Consider the following 18,599-nt stretch of genomic DNA (forward strand, 5'->3'; position numbering starts at 1 on the left):
CGCGCTCAGGTCCAGGAAATGCCCGTGGGCACGCCGAGGGCGCCCCCCGTGAGAACCACCAGAGCTAGCGCGCCCAGAGCCCATGCCAGGCCGCCGACGCTCACGGCCGCCACCAGGCGTGTGGCCATTGCCTTCACCATGTGCCGCCTCCCCTCGAATCCGGATTCAGGCTACAGAAGCGGAGGTGACGCGCAGGGGAAGTCGAAGAATCGCATCCAAAGCGTAATCAAACCACTACCCGTAGCTAACGAGATCTGGCCCATTCGACGGTGGCCTTCAGGCCGGTGGGCAGGTCGGTGCGTGGGTGCCAGCCGAGCCCGTCGATCGCCGGCGCCGGGTCGACGGCCATGGCGGGCAGGTCACCGAGCCGCGCCGGCTCGGGCCTCGGCTCGTCGGGCGCGCCCGCGGCGGAGGCCACCAGGGAGTGCAGCTCGCGGTCGGTGGTCTGCACGCCGGTGCCGAGGTTGAACCTGCGGCCGTCGCCGCGGTCGCCGCACGCCCGGACGAACCCGTCCACGACGTCGTCGACGAAGATGTAGTCGCGCGTCTGGGACCCGTCGCCGTAGACCACCGTCGGCGCGCCGCGCAGCAGCGCGTCGGTGAAGATCGACACCACGCCCGCCTCCCCGGCGGGCGACTGGCGGGGGCCGTAGACGTTCGACAGCACCAGCGTGGTGTACGACAGGCCGTGCAGCGCCCGGAACATCGACAGGTACAGCTCGCCGCTCAGCTTGGAGGCGGCGTACGGCGAGCGCGGGTCGGTGGCGGCGTCGCCCGGGACAGGGATCACGGCCGGGCGGCCGTACACGGCGACCGAGGAGGCGTAGAGGACCTTCCTGGCCCCGGCGGCGTGCGCCGACTCCAGCATGTTGACCGTGCCCTCGACGTTGAGCCGGGCGTCGTGCACCGGATCGGCCACGCTGGCGCGCACGCTGATCTGCGCGGCGAGGTGGCAGACCACCTCGGGGCGCCACTCGCCCATCAGCCCCCGCAGGGCCGGATCGCGGACGTCGAGCTCGTGGAACCGGAACCGCCGGTGCTCCCGCGCGCCGGCGAGGTTCGCCAGGTCGCCCGAGGACAGATCGTCGACGACGGCCACCTCGTGGCCGTCCGCGAGCAGGCGGTCGACGAGGGTCGAGCCGATGAAGCCGGCACCGCCGGTTACGAGAAGCCGCATCCCGGTATCTTAGGCGATCTCCTCACACCGGCCCGGGGCGCAGGACCCGTGTCCTGGAAGGCCGGAACCCCCGCGGACCGGGCCGCCCGCCGGCCCCGGCCCCGTGCCCGGCGCGACCGCGTGATCGCCGCGGTCGTCCGCGCCGGGCCGTGCGTGCTCGGCGGGCGTGGCCGTTCAGTCGGCGGCGAGCTCGGAGCGTACCGCCTGGATGCGCTTGAGCACCTTGGACCGCAGGTCCTCGGGGACGGGGTCGCAGCCGCAGTGCTTGGCGACCAGTTGCTTGACGACCTGCTCCAGGCCGTACTCCTCAAGACAGGGGCCGCACTCGTCGAGGTGCTGCCTGATGTCCGACCGCCGGCTCTCGTCCAGCTCGCCGTCAAGGAAGGTGTAGACCTTGTCCAGCACTTCCTTGCAGTCGGTGTCGTGCGGGTTGCCACAGCTCATGACCGACACCCCGCCGACGCGCCGGCGCCGTCTCCGCGGCCGCCCTTCCTCGATGATCGGCCGGTGTCACCCCACTGCATCACGACGGGTCCTCCGATCGCACAAGCCCGCGTTCGCGCGCGTAATCCTCGAGTTGCGTCCGCAGCTGGCGCCGCCCGCGGTGCAGGCGGGACATCACGGTCCCGATGGGAGTGCCCATGATGTCGGCGATCTCCTTGTACGGGAAACCCTCGACATCGGCCAGGTAGACCGCCATCCGGAAATCCTCGGGGAGGGCGGCGAGCGCCTGCTTGACATCGCTGTCAGGAAGGTGCTCCAGCGCCTCGACCTCGGCGGACTTCAGGCCGCCCGACGTGTGCGACTCAGCGCGCGCGAGCTGCCAGTCCTCGATCTCCTCGGTGCCGGCCTGCTTGGGCTCCCGCTGCTTCTTGCGGTAGCTGTTGATGAAGGTGTTGGTCAGGATGCGGTAGAGCCAGGCCTTGAGGTTGGTGCCTTCCTGGAACTGGTGGAAGGACCCGAAGGCCTTGGCGAAGGTGTCCTGAAGCAGGTCCTCCGCGTCCGCGGGATTCCTGGTCATCCGGAGCGCCGCGCTGTAGAGCTGGTCGAGGTACGGCATGGCGTCACGCTCGAACCGCTCACTGCGCTGCTCCAGAGTCTCCTCGGCTGTCTTGGAGACCGGACCCACCCCCTTATACGCGCCGTACACAGCCGAGAATACCGGCTTGCGCACGATCGACCGATCGCCGACCTCGGCCATCAGCATGGGACGGAACCTCCTCGCGTGTTTACACGCGTCTGCAACACGCGAGGCATAGCATCTGTTCCCGGTAAGTAGAAGGTGACGAACGACCCGGTACGGGGAAAAAGATACGTACCGGCTGGTAGCGATTCCCCGGAGCCCCGACCGTCCAGGAGCCATTGTGCTGCCCATCCCAGCCAACGAACTGAACGGCTCAGGCGCACTCGGGCCGTACTGGACCTTCTACCACGCCGTCGTCGCCGAGCAGCTCAAACGGTGGCTTCCCGACCGGCCGGGCCTGGTGCTCGACCTGTCCGGCGGCCGCGGGCGCTGGCCCGTCCAGGCGGCGGGCGCGGGACACCACGTCATCGAGGTCGTCGACTTCCGCCGTCCCTCCGCCCCCGGCCTGCGCGACGCCTCCAACCGCATCCGCCGGGTGCGCGCCGACGACCTGTCGTTCCTGCCCGACGCCTCGGTCGACGCGGTGATCGCCGAGGAGCGCGCCCTGTCGCTGGAGCTGATGGCCGAGTCCACGATCGAGGACGTCGTGCGCGTGCTCAGGCCCGGCGGCCGGGTGCTGGCGTGCGTCGACTCGCTGGTGCTCGGCATGGCGATCATGGCCGAGCAGAACTACTGGGCCCACCTGTGCCAGACCGGCACGGGCGAGGTGATGCTCGTGCCGTGGCCGGACGGCAGCATCACCCGCTGCTTCAGCAGCGTCCAGTTGCGTGAGCTGCTGACCGACGCCGGCCTGGAGGTGGAGTGGATCCGGCCGCGCACGGTGCTGTCGCCCTCCACCGTCGACCACGTGCTGGCCGCCGACACGCGCGCGCTCAACTGGCTCGTCCGCACCGAGCTGGAGGCCCACCCCGACGACGACGACACCGTGGGGATCCACCTGGTGGCGAGCGCCCGCAGGCCGCGCTAGCCGTTCTGTCTCCTGAGGCCGGGGTACGCGGCCGGCCGGTGTCGGCTCAGCGGCGGCGTTCGCGTTCGGACTGGCACCTCACACAACGGGCCGCCTCGGGCCGGGCGGCGAGCCGGCCCTCCGGCACGGGCTTGTCGCAGTCGACGCACCTGCCGTAGACGCCGGCGTCCAGCCGTTCGAGGGCGTCCACCACGGCCGTGCGATGGCGCGTCGCGACATCGATCATGGCCTGGGCCCGGTCGGCGCCGGTGAGGTCGGACCCGGCGTCGGCCGCCGACCTGTCCGCCACGGCGACGGGGTCACCACGCAGCACCATGATGGACCGGTCGAGTTCGGCCAGCATGTTCTTCAGTTGGGCACGAGCGGTCGCGTCGTCCACGAGTCCGCACCTCCGGGAAGGAAACGGGGTGAAGCCTGGGACGGGACCCCCCGGACATCCCGCCTGGCCGTCTTTCCCACCTCTGAGCGGTGACGCTGTGCCAGGACTCTGTTCCGGCACGTCATCGCCTTCCTCACCGGATGCCCGTTCCGCCGGGGTCTTACACCGCCCGGGGCTCAGAACAACGCGGTTTCGGAACTCTCCGGCTCCATGAGGTGCGGGCCGTTATTGCGGACGCTGTTGACCTCGCTGGACACCGGGTAGGCGGCGAGCCCGCTCGGCGGGGCGTCCTTCAGCAGGCCCATCACCTCCGCCGGGTCGGTGCGCCCGGGGTCGAGCCAGTCGGCCCACATGTCGCGCTTGATGATCACCGGCATGCGGTCGTGGATGTGCCCCAGGTGGTCCTCGGCCGTCGTGGTGATCACCGTGCAGGTGGTGAGCCACTTCAGCGGGTCGTCCTCGGCGCGGGTCGGGTCCTTCCAGAACTCGTACAACCCCGCCATGGCCATCACGCCGCCGTCCTCGGGGTGGATGAAGTAGGGCTGCTTGGTCTTCTTGTCGGTCCGGTGCCACTCGTAGTAGCCGTCGGCCGGGATCAGGCAGCGGCGCTTGGCGAAGGCCCTGCGGAAGGACGGCTTCTCGGTGAGCGTCTCGACCCGGGCGTTGATCATGCGGGAGCCGACGGAAGGATCTTTGGCCCAGCTCGGCACCAGCCCCCACTTGACCACCTCCAGCCGCCGGACCGGCTCTCCCGGCCCGTCGCCGGCGTCCGCCGCGCGCTTCTCGCCGCCGGCGTCGCCGCCCCCCGCGCCCTCGCCCTTGCCCGGGGGCCGTTCCATCACGGCGTAGACCTTCTTGGTGGGGGCGACGTTGTAGTCGGGTTTCAGCTCATCGGACGCCCCGTCCTCCGCGACGGTGAACTCCTCGAGCAACTCCTGGCGCTTGCGCGCCGACGCGTATCTCCCGCACATGCCCATAGACTGCCGCACTCGCGCGCCTCGCGCGTCCCCTCACGCACGAACGGCCCTGCGCGGGCGAGGCCGGCGTCACCCCTCGCGAGGGGTGGCTCCCGGTAGGCTCAGGGCTATGTCAGCTCCCCTGTGGCGCGCGCCCGTGGCCCACGGGCCGGTGGACGCGACCGTCCAGCTGCCCGGGTCCAAGTCGGTGACCAACCGCGCCCTGCTCCTCGCCGCCCTGGCCGACGGCCCGGGCACGGTCCGGCGCGCGTTGCGCAGCCGCGACGCCGACCTCATGGTCGCCGCGCTCCGCTCGCTCGGAGCCGGGCTGACCTCCTCGGAGGAGTCCGCCTTCGGCGCCGACTGGCACGTCGAGCCCGGCCCCGTGCGCGGCGGCGCGTCGATCGACGTGGGGCTCGCCGGCACCGTGATGCGCTTCGTCCCTCCGATGGCGGCGCTGGCCGACGGCGAGGTCGCCTTCGACGGCGATCCGCACGCCCGCACGCGGCCGATGGGCCCGATCCTCGCCGCGCTGCGCACCCTCGGCGCCGAGGTCACGGGCGACGCCCTCCCCTTCACGATCAGGGGGCCGCTCACCGGCGGCGAGGTGACGCTGGACGCCTCGGCCTCCTCCCAGCTCGTCTCAGGGCTGCTGCTGACCGCCCCGCGCCTGGAGAAGGGCGTCACCGTACGCCACAACGGCCCTCCGGTGCCGTCGATGCCGCACATCGAGATGACCGTGCAGATGCTCCGGGCGGCCGGGGTCGGCGTGGACGACACCGAGCCGGACGTCTGGCGGGTCGAGCCCGGCCCGATCGCCGCCCGCGACCTCACCGTCGAGCCGGACCTGTCCAACGCCGCCCCCTTCCTGGCCGCCGCCCTGATCACCGGCGGCTCGGTCACGATCCCCGGCTGGCCGTCCGAGACCACCCAGGGCGGTGACGCGCTGCGCACGCTGCTGGCCGGCATGGGCGCCACCGTCACCCGCGTCGGCGGCGATCTGCGGGTCACCGGCTCCGGGCGCATCGGCGGCATCGACGCCGACCTGCACGACGTCGGCGAGCTGACCCCGACGCTGGCCGCGCTGGCCGCGCTCGCCGACTCGCCCAGCACGCTGCGCGGGGTCGCCCACCTGAGGGGCCACGAGACCGACCGGCTCGCCGCGCTCGCCGCCGAGATCAACGGCCTGGGCGGCGACGTCACCGAGACCGCCGACGGCCTGGTGGTCAGCCCGCGCCCGCTCCACGGCGGCGTGTTCCGCTCCTACGCCGACCACCGCATGGCGACGGCCGGCGCGGTCATCGGCCTGGCCGTGCCCGGGGTCGAGGTGGAGGACATCGCGACCACCGCCAAGACCCTCCCCGAGTTCGCCCGCATGTGGGCCCTGATGCTGGAGGAAGCCCGCTGAGGAAACGGGAGTACGACGAGGACGACGTACGGGTCCGGCCGGGCAAGGGGTCCCGGCCGAGGACCAGGCGCCGTCCCGCGCACGAGGACGCCGTCCCCGGGTTCGTCGTGGCCGTCGACCGGGGGCGCTACACCTGCCTGGTCGGGGGCGGGGTCACCGAGACCGGCGTCGACGGCCGCGGCAGGCGGGACGATCCGCCGCGCCCGGTGACGGCGATGCGTGCCCGCGAGCTCGGCCGCAAGGGCATCGTGGTGGGCGACCTGGTCAGCCTGGTCGGCGACACCTCCGGCCGGCCCGACACCCTGGCGCGCATCGTCCGGGTCGAGCCGCGCACGTCGATGCTGCGGCGCAGCGCCGACGACACCGACGAGGTCGAGCGCCCCATCGTCGCCAACGCCGACCAGTTGGTGATCGTCACGGCGCTGGCCGACCCGCCGCCCCGCCCCCGCATGATCGACCGCCTGCTGGTGGCCGCGTTCGACGCCGACATCGAGCCGCTGCTCTGCCTCACCAAGGCCGACCTGGCCGCGCCCGACGACCTCGTCGCCCGCTACGAGCCGCTAGGCGTCCCCTTTCTGGTGGTGAGCAAAGGCGGCGACCTCGACCCCGTGCGCGAGAGACTGGACCACCGGCTGAGCGTCCTGGTCGGACACTCGGGGGTCGGCAAGTCCACCCTGGTCAACGGCCTGGTGCCGGACGCCGGGCGGGCCGTCTCGCACGTCAACGCGGTCACGGGCCGCGGGCGCCACACCTCCAGCTCCGCGGTCGCCCTCGAGCTGCCCGGCGGCGGGTGGATCATCGACACTCCCGGGGTGCGCAGCTTCGGCCTCGGCCACGTGGTGGTCGACAACGTGCTCGCGGCCTTCCCCTCCCTGGCCGAGGGCACCGTCCACTGCCCGAAGGGCTGCACCCACCGCAGCGAGGAGTGCTCGCTGGACGCGTGGGTGGCCGAGGGGCACGCCGACCCGATGAGCCTGGCGTCCCTGCGCCGCCTGCTCGCCAGCCGCGACGGCGAACCCGACGACGACTGAGGCGGCACCCGCGGCGTTTCCTCCGGCTCCACCGGAGACGCGGAGAACACGACCTATCACCATGCTTCAGGGGCTACGCGAGATACGCGGCGTATCGCCATGTTCAACGGAGACGTGGAGTACGCGGCGTATCGCCATGCTTCGTGGACGACGCGCCGTGCGGGATGAGGTGACCCAGCATGACGGGGTTGCGACGCTTCGAAGCCGGACAGGACTGCTGAAACGGGCGGCGGCACGATAGCGTTTGTCCCTGTGACGGGTTATAGCGACGACCTGCGACTGGCCCACATGATGGCCGACAGCGCCGACGACCTGACCATGCGCCGGTTCCGGGCCGTCGACCTGCGGGTCGACACCAAACCCGACCTCACCCCGGTGAGCGACGCCGACCGCGCCGTCGAGGAGGCCATCCGCGGCACGCTGCGGCGAGCCCGCCCGCGCGACGCCGTCGTCGGCGAGGAGATGGGCAAGACCAGCGGGTACGGTTCCCGCTGCTGGATCATCGACCCGATCGACGGCACGAAGAACTACGTGCGCGGCGTCCCCGTATGGGCCACGTTGATCGCCCTCATGGAGCACGGGCGCGTCGTGGTCGGCGTGGTCTCGGCGCCGGCCCTCGGCCGCCGCTGGTGGGCGGCGCGCGACGGCGGCGCGTGGACCGGGCGCAGCCTGACCAAGGCGTCCCGCTGCCAGGTCTCCTCGGTGAGCCGCCTGCACGACGCGTCGTTCTCCTACTCCAGCTTCGGCGGCTGGGAGGATCGCGGCCGCCTTCAGGAGTTCCTCGGCCTGGCCAGGGCCGTGTGGCGCACCCGCGCCTACGGCGACTTCTGGTCGCACATGATGGTCGCCGAGGGCGCGGTCGACATCTCGGCCGAACCCGAGCTGTCCGCCTGGGACATGGCGGCGCTCACCGTGATCGTCGAAGAGGCGGGCGGCGTGTGGACCGACCTCTCCGGCGCGCCGGACGTCGAGGGCGGCAGCATGGTGTGCGCGAACCCCATGCTGCATCCCGAGGTCCTCAAGCGCCTCGGCGACTGACGGCCGGAGCGCGGGTCAGCGCCTGCGCCACCCGCCGGCCGGCACCCGCCGGCCGGTACCAGGCGGTCTTGCCGGGTGCGGGTCAGCGCCCGCACCGCCCGCCGGTGAACGCCGGTCAGCGCTCGTCGGGGGGTCGTGAGATGACCCGGTCGTCGAGGTAGCAATCACAGTTTCCGCACCCTGGGAGCATCGCCCCTCCTCCTCGCCGTCGTTTCCCCGACGCTACGGCACATCCCCGCGAACGTTACTGTCCGTGCGGGAACAGTCGCGTATCAGCGACCGTCCAATGGCGGGCGGCATGCTAGGTCGACCTGCGGGGACCGGCGCTCCTTGAGGTGCTTCACCAGCCCCTCCGAGGCGGCTTCGACCATGGTGAGCACGTCGAGGAAGCCTTCGGCGCCGCCGTAGTAGGGGTCGGGCACCTCGGCCCCCTCGGGCGCGGCCGGGTCGAAGGAGCGGAACAGCCTGACCTCGGCCCCGGGGGGCGCCAGCCGGCGCAGCGCCCTGAGGTTGTCGGCGTCCATGACCAGCACCAGGTCGCGTTCGGCGAACCACCGCGCCTCGAACTGCCGGGCCCGGTGGCCGGACCCGTCGTAGCCGTGGGAGGACAGCGTCGACAGCGCGCGCTCGTCCATGGGCATGCCCGCATGCCACCCGCCGGTGCCGGCGCTGTCGACGGTCACCTGGTCATCGAGCCCGTGGTCCGCGAGCACCCGCCGCAGGACGGTCTCGGCCATCGGCGAGCGGCAGATGTTCCCCATGCACACCAGGCATACGCGCGTCATGAACGCCATGATGGGCCATGAACGCCCATGGTCGCGCCGGTGGCCCCGCGAACACCATGCGCAGGTAGACCATCATGCCGCCAACACCATGGGCGGGTAGAGCGTCATGGAACGTTCACCACGATAGTGACCCGGCCCGTTCATTCTTCGTTCACCTTGAACCGGGAATCAAGTCATCTTCGCTGCCTACCGTCCTACCCGTTAAGAGAACAACGTGGAAGGACAACAGACGTGAAGTATGCAGGCCGGCTCGCCGTAGCCGCCATCGCCGGCGTGCTTTCGCTCGCTGCGTGCGGCACCGACAACAACGGCGGTGGCACCGACGCCGCTTCGGCCCCCGCGAGCAACGCGGGCGGCGGTGCCCTCAGCGGCACCATCAACGCGGCCGGTTCCTCGGCTCAGGCCAACGCCATCGCCGAGTGGAAGAAGTCGTTCCAGTCGTCGAACCCCGGCGTGAGCATCAACTACCAGCCCAGCGGCTCGGGCGCGGGCGTGCAGGCCTTCATCCAGGGCACCGTCGCGTTCGCCGGCTCCGACTCGGCGCTCAAGGACGACAAGGGCGAGCCGGCGCAGGCCGACGCGCGCTGCAAGACCGGCAAGGCGATCAACCTGCCGATGGTGATCGGCCCGGTCGCGGTCGTCTACAACCTGCCCGGTGTGGACAACCTGCAGCTGTCCCCGGCGACCATCGGCGGCATCTTCAACAGCCAGATCACCAAGTGGGACGACGCGGCGATCAAGAAGGACAACCCCGACGCCAAGCTGCCGTCCACCGCGATCCAGGCGGTCCACCGCTCGGACGAGTCCGGCACCAGCGACAACTTCACCAAGTTCCTGAAGGCCACCGCCGAATGGCCCTACGAGCCCGCCAAGGCGTGGCCCGCGGAGGCCAAGGGCACCGGCGCCAAGGGGTCGGACGGCATCGCCCAGACCGTCAAGGGCACCGAGGGCACGATCAGCTACGTCGAGCTCTCCTACGCCGAGAACTCCAGCCTGACCAAGGCGAAGGTCTCCAACGGCTCCGGCGAGTTCGTGGAGCTCACCCCCGAGAGCGCCGCCAAGACCGTCGAGGCCGCCGAGATCAAGGGCACCGGCAACGACCTGAAGCTCTCGATCGACTACGCCACCAAGACCGCGGGCGCCTACCCGATCGTCCTGGTGACCTACGAGATCACCTGTGAGAAGGGCCTGTCGGCCGACGACTCCAAGCTCGTCAAGACCTTCCTCACCTACACCGCGAGCGACGAGGGCCAGCAGGCCCTGACCAGCCTGGGCTACGCGCCGCTGCCGGCCAGCCTGGTCACCAAGGTTCGCACGGCCGTCGAGGCGATCTCCTAACTCGATGGCCACGCCACTTCGTACACGCGAGGGCGGGCCGGCCACTGGCCGGTCCGCCTTCCGGCGCAGTCGCGGCGAAGGCCCCTTCCGGTTCGCGACGACCGGCGCCGGCATCCTCCTGCTCGCCATCATGGCGGCCATCGCGATCTTCCTGATCGTGAAGGCCGTTCCGGCCCTCCAGGCCAACACCGCGAACTTCCTCACCGAGAAGAACTGGACGCCGAACGCGACGCAGCCGGCCTTCGGCATCGCGGCTCTGGCGTTCGGCACCATGATCAGCTCCTTCCTCGCGCTGATCATGGCGGTGCCCGTCGCCATCGGCGTGGCGCTGTTCATCTCGCACTACGCGCCGCGCCGCCTCGCCGGGGTCCTCGGTTACGTCATCGACCTGCTGGCGGCCGTCCCCAGCGTCATCTACGGCCTGTGGGGCGTGCTGTTCCTCGTCCCGCTGGTCAAGGGCCCCTACACCTTCCTCAACACCTACCTCGGCTGGATCCCGCTGTTCGGGGGTGACGGCGTCTACGGCAAGTCGATCATGACCGCCGCGCTCGTGCTGGCGATCATGATCCTCCCGATCATCGCCGCCATCTCCCGCGAGGTGTTCCTCCAGGCCCCCACGATGCTGGAGGAGGCGTCGCTGGCCCTGGGCGCCACCCGGTGGGAGATGATCAGGATGTCGGTGCTGCCGTTCGGGCGTCCCGGCGTCATCAGCGCCGCGATGCTCGGCCTCGGACGGGCGATGGGCGAGACCATCGCGGTCGCGCTGATCTTCCCCGCCACCTTCGACATCACGTTCAAGGTGCTGTCCAACAGCGGCAACAGCATCGCCGCGAACATCGCCAACGGATTCGGCGAGGCGACCCCGATCGGGCAGGGCGCGCTGATCGCCTCAGGTCTGATCCTGTTCGTGATCACCCTGGTGGTCAACATGGCCGCGCGCCTGATCATCGCCCGCCGCAAGGAGTACTCGAGGGCCGCCGCATGACCATGTCGCCCAGTGTCATCACTCCGGTCTCCGTCAGCCGGCGGGTCAAGAACCGCATCGTGCAGGGGCTGGTCTGGCTGGCCTTCGCCATCGCGGTCGTCCCGCTGGTGTCGGTGCTCTGGCTGGTGATCAAGAACGGGCTCGCCCGGTTCGACGTCGAGTTCCTGACCCACTCGATGCGCAACATCGGCCCGCGCGACGCGGGCGGCGGCGCCTACCACGCCATTCTCGGCACGCTGGAGCAGGTCGGGGTCGCCACGCTGATCTCTGTGCCGATCGGCCTGCTGACCTCGATCTACCTGGTGGAGTACGGCCGGGGTCGTCGCCTCGCCCGCTCCATCAGCTTCTTCGTCGACGTGATGACCGGCATCCCCTCCGTGGTGGCCGGTCTGTTCATTTTGGCGTTCTGGGTGCTGATCCTCGGGCTCGGCTACTCCGGCTTCGCCGGGGCGCTCGCCCTGTCCATCCTGATGATGCCGACCGTGGTCCGGTCCAGCGAAGAGATGCTGCGCCTGGTCCCCAACGAGCTGCGCGAGGCGTCGTACGCGCTGGGCGTGCCCAAGTGGAAGACGATCGTGCGCATCGTGCTCCCGACCGCGTTCACCGGCATCATCACCGGCATCATGCTGGCCATCGCCCGCGTCGCGGGCGAGACGGCGCCGCTGCTGCTGACGGTGTTCATCACCGACTCCATCAACCCGGACCCGTTCCACGGGCCCCAGATGGGCCTCCCGCTCTACATCTTCGACCAGATGAGCCGCCCGAACGACACCGCGATCGACAGGGCATGGGCCGGAGCCTTCACCCTCATCCTGTTCGTCATGCTGCTCAACCTGGTGGCGCGCCTCATCTCGTGGTGGCGCTCTCCCGCCAAGGGCCGATAAGGGGTTTTCGACAATGGCCAAGCAGATCGAGGTGTCCGACCTCGACGCGTACTACGGATCGCACAAGGCGATCGAAGGCATCACCATGACGATCGAGCCCCGCTCGGTCACCGCCTTCATCGGCCCGTCCGGCTGTGGCAAGTCGACCTTCCTGCGCACGCTCAACCGCATGCACGAGGTCATCCCGGGCGCCCGCGTCGAAGGCAAGATCATGCTGGAGGACCAGGACCTCTACGGGACCGAGGTCGACCCCGTCTCGGTGCGCCGGACGGTCGGCATGGTCTTCCAGCGGCCGAACCCGTTCCCGACGATGTCCATCTTCGACAACGTCGCCGCCGGCCTGCGCCTCAACGGCCGGGTGTCCCGTTCCGAGACCGAGGGCATCGTGGAGACCTCGCTCAAGGACGCGAACCTGTGGAACGAGGTCAAGGACCGGCTCAACAAGCCCGGCTCCGGCCTGTCCGGCGGCCAGCAGCAGCGTCTGTGCATCGCCAGGGCCATCGCCGTCAGCCCCGCCGTCCTGCTCATGGACGAGCCCTGTTCGGCGCTGGACCCCATCTCGACGCTGGCCATCGAAGACCTGATCTCCAAGCTGAAGAACGACTACACCATCGTGATCGTCACCCACAACATGCAGCAGGCGGCGCGGGTCAGCGACAAGACGGCGTTCTTCAACCTGGCCGGCCAGGGCCAGCCCGGCAAGCTCGTCGAGATGGACGAGACCTCGAAGATCTTCACCAACCCCACCCAGAAGGCGACCGAGGACTACATCACCGGGCGCTTCGGATGACCCGCTCGTAAAGGAGATGGTGTGAGCCAGCCGCAGGCGGCACCTGTAGTGGACGGGGACACTCGGCCGGCGCCCATGCTGCTGGTTGCCGATCCCGACGCCGACTTGGTGCGGGAACTGGCGTCGGCGCTCGAGCGCGAGGGCATCCTCGTGGCGGGCGTCCTGGACGGGGCGCAGGCCCTGCTCCAAGCGGGCGCCCTCCGGCCGGACGTGGTGCTCGTGAGCGCCACGCTGCCGGTCATCGGGCCGGTCGACTTCGTCCGGGCGGTCCGGCTCGCCCGGGCCGTGCCGGTGCTGCTCGGCGTGGGCGAGGGGCACGCCGAGCAGGCCGTCCAGGCCCTCGCCGCGGGCGCCACCGCGTGCGTCGCACGGCCCTACCGCGTGCCCGAGCTGCTGCCGCTCGTGCAGGCGGCCTTCCCCGGGGACGTCGCGGGGCGCGGGGTGCTCACCGTGGGAGGCGTCGAGCTCGACGTCGGCGCCTACCAGGTGCGCGTGGCCGGGTCGCCCGTCCACCTGCCACTCCGCGAGTTCGAGCTGCTGCACTACCTGATGCGCAACGCCGACCGCACGGTGACGCGCGAGCAGATCATGCGCCACGTCTGGCACGCCGCGGACAGCATGTCGACCAACACCATCGCGGTGCACGTCAAACGCCTGCGCGCCCGCCTCGGCGACGAGGACGACCAGCTGATACAGACGGTACGCGGGGTCGGCTACCGCCTGGTGACACCCGCCTGACCGCCAGGCGACGATCGCCCGGCCGATCCTCCCGGCCGGGCACCGGCGGCGCCGGCCAGGGAGCGACCGACCCGCCGCCGGCCGGCGGACACAAGGCCGGCGGACACGAGGCCGGCGGACACGAGGCCGGCGGACACGAGGCCGGCCGCCTCGGACGCCTCAAGGCCGTGGCGGTCTGACCGGCCCCTCAGGAGCCGGTGACGACCGCCCGGTCGGCGGCGTGGTCGGCGGCGATGCGGGAGATGACCTCATCGTCGCAGTTCTCCCAGAACGCGCCGACGACGTCCTCCAGATGGGCGAGCGACTCCGCGCGGAACAACACGTCCTGGTACTTGGTGATGTCGTACGCGGTGGTGCCCATCGCGCCGATGTCGAGCGGCCGGATGTCCATGCCGCGGAACTCCTCGATCTCGCCGTAGGAGGACAGGATCCCGGCGCCGTACGCGCGGTCTTCCCCGTTCTCCGCGAGCACGCCGAACTCCATCGTGAACCAGAAAACCTTGGAGACGAACTCCAGCGCCTCCTGCGTCTCGACCCTGCGGGCGGCCGCGCCGGCGAGCCGGTAGAGGCCCGCGAACCGGTCGGACGCCAGCGCGTTGGCGTGCCCGATCACCTCGTGGATCACGTCCGGCTCGGGAGTGTAGAACGGCACCGAGTGGTGGCGGATGTACTGCGTCGAGTGGAACAGGCCATCGGCCAGCACGCCGTAGAAGTCGCGGAGCGGCACCAGGCCCGCGGCCGGGAGGTACCGGAAGCCGGTGAGCGGCGCGAGGAGGTCGCCCACTTCCTGGAGCTGCGGGATGCGGTCGGTGGGAAGCCCGAGCCGCTCGAACCCGCGCAGGTACTCCGTGGCGGCGTACGCACGGTGCTTGACCGCGAGTTCCCGCGCGACCAGGGCCCAGACCTCGTGCTCCCGCTCGGTGTACTCCACCACGGGAACCGGCCGTCCGGCCACGTGGTTCAGCGCGAGGGCGGCGATGGCGTTGCGGCGCTCACGGTAGGCGGGATCCGCGACCCCGGGGTGGCTCGCCGCCAGCTCGACGACGACGGACCCGTCCTCCCGCGTGGCCACCGGGGCGAAGTATTGGGCTTCTTCGAACATGACAGAAATATCGGCAATCGGGGGTTTCGCTGGCAAGAGCGGCCACTCGAGATGGTCATTCCCACCAGAGCAGCCCCCTCAGACCTCCCCAACACTGGTCGATCCGCCCACCCTTCCTCCGCACCCCCCTGTCCACCCCTCACAAGCCACCGGCACCCTCCACCCCGACCGCCACCGCCGGGTACCGCCACCGCCACCCACGAGTACCGCCGCCGCCCACGGGTACCGCCATCACCGCCCACGGGTACCGCTGCCGCCACCGCCCACCCGTACCGCCACCATCGCCACCGCCGCCCACGGGTACCGCCGCCCACGAATTGGCCATCGGGGTGGCAGCCACGGCTGGACCACCCGCCTGCATGCCGGGAGGGCTCGTTCTGATCCCGCTGTCCCGGTCCTGGCTCGATGGGCTACCTGGTCCTTGGACGTGGCGTGGTCCTTGGTCGTGACGAGGCCGTACCCTCGGGCCATGCCTACGGCTCATGGTCCCGTCGATCCTCTGGACGCCCGGCTGCTCACCACCATGCGGGCGCATCCGCGCATCGGCCTGACCGAGTTGGCGCGCCTGCTGGGAGTGGCCCGAGGCACCGTTCAGGCCCGCGTCGACAAGCTTCTCGCCCGCGGCGTCATCGGCGACTTCGGCCCGACGGTCGTCCCCGCCGACATGGGATATCCGATCCTCGCCTTCGTGTCCCTGCAGATCTCCCAAGGCAGGCTGGCGGAGGCTGTGGAGGCGCTGGGAGCCGTCCCGGAGATCCTGGAGGTATATGGCACCAGCGGCCAGGCCGACCTGCTCTGCCGCGTGGTGGCGCGTTCCACCGTCCAGCTTCAGGAGATCATCGCGCGCGTCCTGGCCTCCCCGGCCGTCCAGCGCACCGACACCACCATCGCCCTCTCGACACAGGTGCCCTACCGCGTCGAACCCCTCCTGAGAGCCGCCACCCGCCCCGACCCCGAATGACGGCGCCGTCCACCACTGACAGAAATGATGGAGTTGACCACCTCGCGGCCGGCCTGACGCGGCCACTGTCACAGACCACCACGTACGCGGGCCCGGGACCTGAGCAGGACCGGCCCTTGAGCAGGACCGGGGACCCGAGTAGAACCGGGGACCCGAGCAGAACCGGGGACCGGTCGCGTATCCAGGTCGAGAGAGAGCCCTGGGCTCAGCCCTCCTGGGAGTCGCATCTCTCCCTGTCCAGGCAGACCCGGTTCGCAAGAGCCTGGAGGAAGATCTGCTGTGCCTGGTCGAACGACTTGGCGACCATGGCGGCGCCATTCGTCACGCGGGCGATCTGCTTCAGTTCCGCCGCGTCGGCGTCCTCGCCGTAACCGATCAACGTGATCGTGACGGGCCGGCCGGGATCGAACTCCTTCTGCAGCGTGGCCAGCAACTCGTTGAGCTTGATGCCGTGACGGTCGTCGTCCCGCCCGTCGGTGAACACGATGACCGAGCTGAGCATGTTCTTGACCTGGCGCGCCGAGGCGGAGCGGAAGGCGGCCAGCACCGCGTCGTACAGGCCGGTGTCGCCCTTGATGTGGTCGGGCAGTTCGCGCAGAGCCCGTTCCACCTCGGGCCCACGTTGCTGCAGCGGGCCGACCGGCACCAGTTCCTTGTAGTCCTTGTCGCCGTCCAGGCCGGTCGCGAAGATCCACAGGCCGATGTCGCCGCCCTGCGGCAGTGCGCGGACCCCCGCCGCGGCGACGTCCGCCAGGGCGCGCACCCGCGTGGCCCCCATCCCCGGGATCTGTTTCCCCATCGAGCGGCTGACGTCCAGCAGCAGCAGATTGCGGGTGTCGGCGAGAAGCAGCCTCATCGACAGCAGCGACCGCAGCCGCGTCATGGCGACCGGAGCCGTGATCTCCTCCGGAGGTTCGACGCGCACGCCATGCCGCTCGTCCATGGCGGCCCCGGCCCTGCCGGACGGATCACGGAACCCCGACGCCTGCAGCAACGCGCGGCCGGTGCCGGACAGCACCACTCCGCGGAACTCCTCTGCGGCCCGCATCTTGACGGCGTCCTTGGTCATCGGGACGTAGGGATAGTCCAGGGCCAGCGTTCCCTCCTCCGGATAGAGCCCCACCACCAGACCGTCCGTCCGCGCGCCGTTGTGCCGCCAGATGGCCTGCTCGCTGTCCACGATGATCGGATCGGTGCCCTTGGCGGGCCGCTCGACGAGGTCGAACAGCGCCTCCCGGGAGGGAAGGACCGACCGCTTCAGGTTCGTCGTCATGCCCTGCACGATCTTCAGCGCGGCGGGCCGGTCCGCCACGGCCGTGTTCAACGCGTCCAGCGCGACCAGCCCTGACGCGAACCTGCTCGGAGCAGGCAGGGTCGTGGACGCCTTCGGCAGCCTCTTCTTGGTCGACGACATGGGCACCAGCAACATCCACGAAGCCCGCACGTGCGCCAGTTCCCCGACCGCCAGCCCCGCCTCCGCGTCCGCTTCACTCACTCCGACAGCGTCGCCCGCTTCGTCACGGTCACCGGGATCGTCGGCGTCGGCCCCGTCCGAGCCGCCTGAGGCAGCCTTCTTGCCGTCAGCCGGCCTGTCGTGGCCGGACCCCTTCTTGGCCTGCTCTCCTCCGGCGACGAGCTTGACGGCGGTCCTCTCCGTCACCCCCATGATCACCGGCGAGCGTGCGATCGACGTTCCTGGGGAGAACAGCTCGCGATCGGCCCCCTGGACCTTCGCCAGGTCCACCCACACCGAATCGTCGGGCACCCATACGTCCAGGAGATCCTTGCGAAGCGCCAACTTGTCGGCCACATCGGCAGGACTACCGGTGAGCACCGTCACCGAGGCACAACCGCCGTCTTTGGCGTACCTTTCGGCCACCTGCTGGAGCGCCGGCCCCATCTCCGGTGCGGCCATCACCCGCAACTGCGGATGCTCGGCGCACGCCGAACGGCTCACCAGCGCATACGCCCCGCCCACCAATGACGCCAGCAGGACGACGCCCAGCGAGAGCGCGACGACGGCCCGCCTGCGGACCGTGGCCAGCGGGCCGGACGTCCTCGCCGCTTCCAGCAAGCCCGCGAACCGGTCGCGCCAGGACGGCGCCTCCTGGCTCCACGCGTCACCGTCGAGGGGATCGGGATTACGATGCCTGCCTGTCACGACGTCACGCCCTTAACGCCAACAAAGGACACTCAACGAAGATCTCCCCCAGGTACGGGGAAGCGTAGCGTGTCCCCTGGTCGGCGAACCCCACTCCGATCGGCCACCTGAATAACGGATTGACTCCGATTGTCAGACCCTCGGACGCACGGCCCACCACCGCGACCACCACTCCGGTACGTCCCTGGATACCGCCCCTTGTGAATGTCGGGACGCGGCGGCCGGCCAAGGCGCTGAGAACGTAGTCCGACTCGGCCGTGTTGCGAGCGAACCAGCCGAGACCGAGCAGTAGGACGAGCCCGCCCCCAGCCCTACCAACTCGGTCCCCCGCGCCAGCCTCACTACCGCCCCATCTGACGGACTGACACCTCACTACCGCCCCATCTGACGGACTGACACCTCACTACCGCCGTATCTGTCGGACTGACGATCGGGGTGGGCAGCGACCCTCGGACCACCCACTCATATGCCGGGCGGGTCCCATTCGCTTGCCCCTGGCGGGCACGGATGTGCCGGTTCCCCTGGGTCCTGGGTCTTGGCCGGCCCGCGGGATGGGAGTCCCGAGGTGGGCGCCAGGGGTCGTAACAGCCGATCCGGGGCCTGTGGCGGAAATGGTCCATAAACGCAGGTAGGCCATCCACACCGTGGATGGCCTACCTTGCATAACACACATAACTATCTATCAAGTTTTGTCCGGCGGTGTCCTACTCTCCCACACCGTCCCCGGTGCAGTACCATCGGCGCTGGAAAGCTTA

19 protein-coding genes are annotated in these 18,599 nt (G+C 70.3%); 10 read left to right on the forward strand and 9 right to left on the reverse strand.

Going from position 1 to position 18,599, the window contains the following annotated elements:
• Nucleotides 1-5 precede the first annotated feature (5 nt).
• The 4 genes from ABZU32_RS37450 to ABZU32_RS37465 all read right to left on the reverse strand — a co-directional run bounded on the left by ABZU32_RS37450 (nt 6) and on the right by ABZU32_RS37465 (nt 2,306).
• Nucleotides 6-128 carry a hypothetical protein gene (locus ABZU32_RS37450; RefSeq protein WP_354930587.1) on the reverse strand — a complete coding sequence of 41 codons (123 nt, stop codon included), beginning with the start codon at nt 126-128 and terminating at the stop codon, nt 6-8.
• 116 nt (nt 129-244) lie between these two features.
• A complete protein-coding gene (locus ABZU32_RS37455; protein WP_354930590.1) occupies nt 245-1,177 on the reverse strand; it encodes an NAD-dependent epimerase/dehydratase family protein in 933 nt (310 codons plus the stop codon).
• Between the two features lie 174 nt (nt 1,178-1,351).
• Nucleotides 1,352-1,621 (reverse strand): mycothiol system anti-sigma-R factor, encoded by a 270-nt coding sequence (rsrA, locus tag ABZU32_RS37460; RefSeq protein WP_354852965.1) that lies wholly within the window; start codon nt 1,619-1,621, stop codon nt 1,352-1,354.
• 79 nt (nt 1,622-1,700) lie between these two features.
• The gene (locus ABZU32_RS37465; RefSeq protein ID WP_354852996.1) at nt 1,701-2,306 is read right to left on the reverse strand and encodes a sigma-70 family RNA polymerase sigma factor; all 606 of its coding nucleotides are present in this window, start codon (nt 2,304-2,306) and stop codon (nt 1,701-1,703) included.
• Between the two features lie 235 nt (nt 2,307-2,541).
• On the opposite strand from ABZU32_RS37465, the gene ABZU32_RS37470 reads away from it, so the two are divergent.
• The gene (locus ABZU32_RS37470; RefSeq protein ID WP_354852967.1) at nt 2,542-3,288 is read left to right on the forward strand and encodes a methyltransferase domain-containing protein; all 747 of its coding nucleotides are present in this window, start codon (nt 2,542-2,544) and stop codon (nt 3,286-3,288) included.
• Between the two features lie 46 nt (nt 3,289-3,334).
• On the opposite strand, the gene ABZU32_RS37475 is transcribed toward ABZU32_RS37470, so the two are convergent.
• Nucleotides 3,335-3,667 (reverse strand): TraR/DksA family transcriptional regulator, encoded by a 333-nt coding sequence (locus tag ABZU32_RS37475; RefSeq protein ID WP_354930593.1) that lies wholly within the window; start codon nt 3,665-3,667, stop codon nt 3,335-3,337.
• 176 nt (nt 3,668-3,843) lie between these two features.
• Nucleotides 3,844-4,638 carry an SOS response-associated peptidase gene (locus ABZU32_RS37480; RefSeq protein ID WP_354930596.1) on the reverse strand — a complete coding sequence of 265 codons (795 nt, stop codon included), beginning with the start codon at nt 4,636-4,638 and terminating at the stop codon, nt 3,844-3,846.
• Nucleotides 4,639-4,753: 115 nt separating this feature from the next.
• On the opposite strand from ABZU32_RS37480, the gene aroA reads away from it, so the two are divergent.
• From aroA to hisN, 3 genes are all read left to right on the forward strand, one after another.
• The gene (gene aroA / locus ABZU32_RS37485; RefSeq protein WP_354930599.1) at nt 4,754-6,031 is read left to right on the forward strand and encodes a 3-phosphoshikimate 1-carboxyvinyltransferase; all 1,278 of its coding nucleotides are present in this window, start codon (nt 4,754-4,756) and stop codon (nt 6,029-6,031) included.
• Complete coding sequence (gene rsgA / locus ABZU32_RS37490) at nt 6,001-7,062, forward strand: ribosome small subunit-dependent GTPase A (RefSeq protein WP_354930602.1); 1,062 nt, start codon at nt 6,001-6,003, stop codon at nt 7,060-7,062. The genes aroA and rsgA overlap by 31 nt, the downstream gene beginning before the upstream one ends.
• Nucleotides 7,063-7,314: 252 nt before the next feature.
• Entirely contained in the window at nt 7,315-8,100 is a 786-nt protein-coding gene (hisN, locus tag ABZU32_RS37495) for a histidinol-phosphatase (RefSeq protein WP_354852975.1), read from the forward strand.
• A 272-nt stretch (nt 8,101-8,372) separates the two neighbouring features.
• Here the strand turns inward: hisN and ABZU32_RS37500 are convergent, their stop codons facing one another.
• Entirely contained in the window at nt 8,373-8,885 is a 513-nt protein-coding gene (locus tag ABZU32_RS37500) for a low molecular weight protein-tyrosine-phosphatase (RefSeq protein WP_354930605.1), read from the reverse strand.
• Between the two features lie 231 nt (nt 8,886-9,116).
• Between ABZU32_RS37500 and pstS the strand changes: the two genes are divergently transcribed.
• Genes pstS through ABZU32_RS37525 form a run of 5 tightly spaced genes read left to right on the forward strand, consistent with a single transcriptional unit; the run spans nt 9,117 to nt 13,620 of the window.
• Complete coding sequence (pstS, locus tag ABZU32_RS37505; protein WP_354852978.1) at nt 9,117-10,223, forward strand: phosphate ABC transporter substrate-binding protein PstS; 1,107 nt, start codon at nt 9,117-9,119, stop codon at nt 10,221-10,223.
• Nucleotides 10,224-10,227: 4 nt separating this feature from the next.
• Complete coding sequence (pstC, locus tag ABZU32_RS37510; protein WP_354930608.1) at nt 10,228-11,208, forward strand: phosphate ABC transporter permease subunit PstC; 981 nt, start codon at nt 10,228-10,230, stop codon at nt 11,206-11,208.
• Nucleotides 11,205-12,092, forward strand: coding sequence for a phosphate ABC transporter permease PstA (pstA, locus tag ABZU32_RS37515; protein WP_354930611.1), 888 nt, complete (start codon nt 11,205-11,207; stop codon nt 12,090-12,092). Before pstC ends, pstA begins: the two co-directional genes overlap by 4 nt.
• A 13-nt stretch (nt 12,093-12,105) precedes the next feature.
• Entirely contained in the window at nt 12,106-12,882 is a 777-nt protein-coding gene (gene pstB, locus ABZU32_RS37520) for a phosphate ABC transporter ATP-binding protein PstB (protein WP_354852983.1), read from the forward strand.
• 21 nt (nt 12,883-12,903) lie between these two features.
• Complete coding sequence (locus tag ABZU32_RS37525) at nt 12,904-13,620, forward strand: response regulator transcription factor (RefSeq protein WP_354930614.1); 717 nt, start codon at nt 12,904-12,906, stop codon at nt 13,618-13,620.
• Nucleotides 13,621-13,807: 187 nt separating this feature from the next.
• Here ABZU32_RS37525 and ABZU32_RS37530 read toward each other — a convergent pair whose 3' ends face one another.
• Entirely contained in the window at nt 13,808-14,722 is a 915-nt protein-coding gene (locus ABZU32_RS37530) for a phenylalanine 4-monooxygenase (protein WP_354930617.1), read from the reverse strand.
• Between the two features lie 469 nt (nt 14,723-15,191).
• On the opposite strand from ABZU32_RS37530, the gene ABZU32_RS37535 reads away from it, so the two are divergent.
• On the forward strand, nt 15,192-15,683 hold the full coding sequence (locus ABZU32_RS37535) for an Lrp/AsnC family transcriptional regulator (protein WP_354930620.1): 492 nt from the start codon (nt 15,192-15,194) through the stop codon (nt 15,681-15,683).
• Nucleotides 15,684-15,888: 205 nt separating this feature from the next.
• Here the strand turns inward: ABZU32_RS37535 and ABZU32_RS37540 are convergent, their stop codons facing one another.
• Nucleotides 15,889-17,844: a substrate-binding domain-containing protein gene (locus tag ABZU32_RS37540; RefSeq protein ID WP_354930623.1), complete on the reverse strand. Its 1,956-nt coding sequence runs from the start codon at nt 17,842-17,844 to the stop codon at nt 15,889-15,891.
• Between the last annotated feature and the right edge of the window lie 755 nt (nt 17,845-18,599).

The organism is Sphaerisporangium sp. NPDC005288, from assembly GCF_040607475.1.
Classification (GTDB): domain Bacteria; phylum Actinomycetota; class Actinomycetes; order Streptosporangiales; family Streptosporangiaceae; genus Sphaerisporangium; species Sphaerisporangium rhizosphaerae.

Excerpts from the sequence above, each read along its gene's own strand:
- ABZU32_RS37450 (WP_354930587.1), bottom strand. The coding sequence starts at position 128 with ATGGCCACACGCCTGGTGGCGGCCGTGAGCGTCGGCGGCCTGGCATGG.
- ABZU32_RS37455 (WP_354930590.1), bottom strand. The coding sequence starts at position 1,177 with ATGCGGCTTCTCGTAACCGGCGGTGCCGGCTTCATCGGCTCGACCCTC.
- rsrA (WP_354852965.1), bottom strand. The coding sequence starts at position 1,621 with ATGAGCTGTGGCAACCCGCACGACACCGACTGCAAGGAAGTGCTGGAC.
- ABZU32_RS37480 (WP_354930596.1), bottom strand. The coding sequence starts at position 4,638 with ATGTGCGGGAGATACGCGTCGGCGCGCAAGCGCCAGGAGTTGCTCGAG.
- aroA (WP_354930599.1), top strand. The coding sequence starts at position 4,754 with ATGTCAGCTCCCCTGTGGCGCGCGCCCGTGGCCCACGGGCCGGTGGAC.
- ABZU32_RS37500 (WP_354930605.1), bottom strand. The coding sequence starts at position 8,885 with ATGACGCGCGTATGCCTGGTGTGCATGGGGAACATCTGCCGCTCGCCG.
- pstC (WP_354930608.1), top strand. The coding sequence starts at position 10,228 with ATGGCCACGCCACTTCGTACACGCGAGGGCGGGCCGGCCACTGGCCGG.
- pstA (WP_354930611.1), top strand. The coding sequence starts at position 11,205 with ATGACCATGTCGCCCAGTGTCATCACTCCGGTCTCCGTCAGCCGGCGG.
- pstB (WP_354852983.1), top strand. The coding sequence starts at position 12,106 with ATGGCCAAGCAGATCGAGGTGTCCGACCTCGACGCGTACTACGGATCG.
- ABZU32_RS37530 (WP_354930617.1), bottom strand. The coding sequence starts at position 14,722 with ATGTTCGAAGAAGCCCAATACTTCGCCCCGGTGGCCACGCGGGAGGAC.
- ABZU32_RS37535 (WP_354930620.1), top strand. The coding sequence starts at position 15,192 with ATGCCTACGGCTCATGGTCCCGTCGATCCTCTGGACGCCCGGCTGCTC.